At 51.3% G+C, this 3077-nt stretch carries 4 protein-coding genes and 1 rRNA gene; all 5 read left to right on the top strand.

Annotated elements, in window-relative coordinates; all coding sequences use genetic code 11:
* Window positions 1-4 precede the first annotated feature (4 nt).
* The 5 genes from rrf (at window position 5) to JJB07_RS23680 (ending at window position 2778) form a co-directional block, all read left to right on the top strand.
* Window positions 5-121 (top strand): 5S ribosomal RNA (gene rrf, locus JJB07_RS23660).
* A gap of 163 nt (window positions 122-284) precedes the next feature.
* On the top strand, window positions 285-770 hold the full coding sequence (locus tag JJB07_RS23665) for a DUF2589 domain-containing protein (protein WP_201638497.1): 486 nt from the start codon (window positions 285-287) through the stop codon (window positions 768-770).
* A 21-nt stretch (window positions 771-791) separates the two neighbouring features.
* Window positions 792-1406: a DUF2589 domain-containing protein gene (locus JJB07_RS23670; protein ID WP_201638498.1), complete on the top strand. Its 615-nt coding sequence runs from the start codon at window positions 792-794 to the stop codon at window positions 1404-1406.
* 11 nt (window positions 1407-1417) lie between these two features.
* Window positions 1418-1744: a hypothetical protein gene (locus JJB07_RS23675; RefSeq protein ID WP_201638499.1), complete on the top strand. Its 327-nt coding sequence runs from the start codon at window positions 1418-1420 to the stop codon at window positions 1742-1744.
* A 95-nt stretch (window positions 1745-1839) separates the two neighbouring features.
* Entirely contained in the window at window positions 1840-2778 is a 939-nt protein-coding gene (locus tag JJB07_RS23680) for a hypothetical protein (protein ID WP_201638500.1), read from the top strand.
* Window positions 2779-3077 lie beyond the last annotated feature (299 nt).

A 3077-nucleotide genomic window follows, 5' to 3' on the forward strand; every position in this document is an offset into this window, starting at 1 on the left:
CATGTCTCGTGATGATGGCGGAAAGGTCACACCTGTTCCCATCCCGAACACAGAAGTTAAGCTTTCCAGCGCCGATGGTACTTGGACCGCAGGGTCCCGGGAGAGTAGGACGTCGCGAGGCAATCGAACACCCGCATAGAAGCATAGAAAAGTCTCGTTCCCGAGTGGAACGGGACTTTTTTTTGTTTTCCTAAATTTTTGAGAATAACTGGTTTCTTGATCCAATAACTATAGATCGAGTAAAGAGTTACTTCACTTCGATTAATTGGCAGGAGGTTTGTTAAGTGGCAGAACAGTTCGTATTCCACGATTTACTCGCTGCGATCAAAGACTCCGTGATTCAAGCAAATGCAGCAGCACAACAATCCTCTCTGGAGAGCATTCTGACTTGGTTTGAGAAGGACGGCTCCCCGAAGATGACGCAAATCATGTTGCCTTCCACGCAACCGGGTCAGTCCGTGGAAACCATCCAGATTCCGCTGATCACGCTCATTCCGTTGTCGAGCACCAAGATCGACAGGCTGACGGTGGAGTTCAACGTTCAGTTCGCGGATTTGATCGCAAAAACGGATAACAACCCGTTCAAACAGAGTTCGCTGGGGGCCACCGTCGAGACGCCGCCCAACCAAAAGGATTTGACTTCAAGCTTTGCCAGACGCGGCAAGGACAGTGAGCCGAATCTGGCAAGGATTCAAATAGAGATACAGGGCACTGAACCGCCCGAAGCATTGTTGCGCATCAACGATTACCTCATGAAGTACCTACCTTAGAGACTGGAAGGGGAATGCACGATGTCTGATCTCGTGAACATGTCTGAACAATTCAAAGGGCTTCCGATGCAAGATCTAATCGGGGCTCCGATCAAAGCGGCTTGTGACGCTCAAATCGGGTTGGCACGCGCGACCGCTGATTTTATCCAAACGGTCGGAATTGAAAAAGACAAAGACGGGAAACCAACCGGTCCGCGTCACGTGAAATTTGAGTACAACCGGATGGTGGAAAATCCGGCATACAATCCGGCGGACCCGAGTTCCAAACCGTTTGTCGATCAGCAAGTTGAGATCTCCGTTCCGCTTCTGGCGATTGTGCCGATTCCGAATCTGGGCATCGACCTCGTAGATGTAACGTTTGACATGGAAGTGAAATCTTCGTTCCAATCCAAAGATAAGTTCGAATACGAAGTGGGCGGCAGCGTCTCCGGTTCGTTCTGGGGTGTTTCCGTTGAGGTTCACGGCAGTGTAACCTCGTCGACGGAGAACACGCGTCAAAGCGACAACTCGGCTCGCTACCATGTTCAAGTGCATGCCAAAGACAAGGGCACTCCGGAAGGGTTGGCTCGCGTGCTCGACATGCTCCATCAATCGATCACCCCGGTTGCCAAAGAACTGACGACGACAACGAAATAGAGGGATGGCTCATGAGCGAGACATTTGACATCGCGGAAATGCGTTTCATCAAACGTGTGGTGATTGGGAATACCGACCCGACGAACATGAAAGATGAGAGCGCGATTCAGAAACAGATGGACTACTTGAACCGCTGTTTGCAAGAGAATCCGAAAGGCCAGATCGTCGGCAAGGAAAAAGGGTTTCATCTCGTTCGCATCGGAGAGCATCAGATTGCACTCGAATACGTGGCGTACCACGTCGGGTTCAAGCGCAAGCCGATCTGGATGGACGAAGAGGAGACCGGTAAGTCTCAAGCCAATGAGATGGACTCGATTCTGCAACAGCTTCTGAAGTAACTATACTTACGCAGGGTAATAGGGAGACGGGCAAACGCATGTGTGAGTTGCCCGTTTTTTCCTATCATCAAGGGAGACAAGGGGGTAGTAAGGGCATGGGATATGATATGGGAATCGTCTTGGGGGATTTGATGAAGTCGATTGTGGCGGCGCGCAGTTCTTCCGACCAAGCCTCGAGGGATCTCGCGCTTCAATATGAAAGAGATGAGTTGTTACGGATGTTTCCGATCCCGTTCGTGGAGCTTGAGGACATCGAAATCGATCTGAAGTTTGCGTTTGAAGCGCAGACAGAGGTTGGGCCCTTGCCGTACATAGAAAGTCTTGAAACACCTGAGTCGAACCTCGTGGGGATGACGGCACAACGCGTACGGGACAAGGTCATCGAGGCGCTGAATACGACGTTGCGGAGTTTGGTTACGTTCACCGTTTTGTATGACGGGGAAAAAGTGGGGCGGTGCATCGAAGAGACTGTGAGTTCGATGATTGCCAGTCCTACACGGCTTGTCGTTACGACGATTCCGCCGGAGGGTGTGAGTTTGGAATCGTTCGATGTCCGAGAAGTGGTGAACAAACTTGTAGGGGCGTTGGTGCAGAACGGGTATGTGACGGTGGCGAAGGAAAACCTCTTGGTGGTTCTCGATGAATTGGATCGGGTGGTTCAGCCGATTTCGGTGGAGCATGAACAAATGGCCGTGGCGTCTCGGGCGCAGCAGATGCAGATCATGGCCGGGGAGCCGAGCCCAGATGGTGATTTCCCAGACCCGAGTCCGTATCCAGGCCCTATCTATGAGGATACGGGGGTTGATCCACTGCCTGTAGACCCTGTGCCGATACCAGATCCCGCGCCTCGTCCGAGGCCGTTGCCTGTACCGGTGGAGTTCAATCCGATGAACATCTTGATTCAAGCAAATGAATTGCTCAATCTGCCGTCCGATTGTTTGTCTTCCATCAAGATCAAGGTTCAGGTGAAGAACTACGAATGGTCCAGTGTGGACCGCAACGAGGGAGTCAGTCGCAAGCTGATTCGAGAATAAGCGAGAAACGCTGCCAGGAGTGCGTGTTGGCAGCGTTTTTTGTTTTGATTTGTTTGGGCGTTGGAATTGTGCGTAAGGGACGGGCGTGATAAGATGTTCCTTGTCGCCGCGAGAGATGCGGGGCATGATAAAAAATACCTGTTGCATTCTGATATGCAATGTGGTACATTATCAAAGTCGCCTCTGAGCGACACGATTGATCCTTGAAAACTAAACGAGTGATAGATGAAGATCGATTCGAGTCAGAACCAAACTTTTATTGAGAGTTTGATCCTGGCTCAGGACGAACGCTGGCGGCG

This window comes from Tumebacillus amylolyticus, from assembly GCF_016722965.1.
In the GTDB taxonomy this organism is placed as follows: domain Bacteria; phylum Bacillota; class Bacilli; order Tumebacillales; family Tumebacillaceae; genus Tumebacillus; species Tumebacillus amylolyticus.

Bases quoted from the DNA above. Each gene is read 5' to 3' on its own strand.
- JJB07_RS23670 (WP_201638498.1), top strand. From the start codon at position 792: ATGTCTGATCTCGTGAACATGTCTGAACAATTCAAAGGGCTTCCGATG.
- JJB07_RS23675 (WP_201638499.1), top strand. From the start codon at position 1,418: ATGAGCGAGACATTTGACATCGCGGAAATGCGTTTCATCAAACGTGTG.
- JJB07_RS23680 (WP_201638500.1), top strand. From the start codon at position 1,840: ATGGGATATGATATGGGAATCGTCTTGGGGGATTTGATGAAGTCGATT.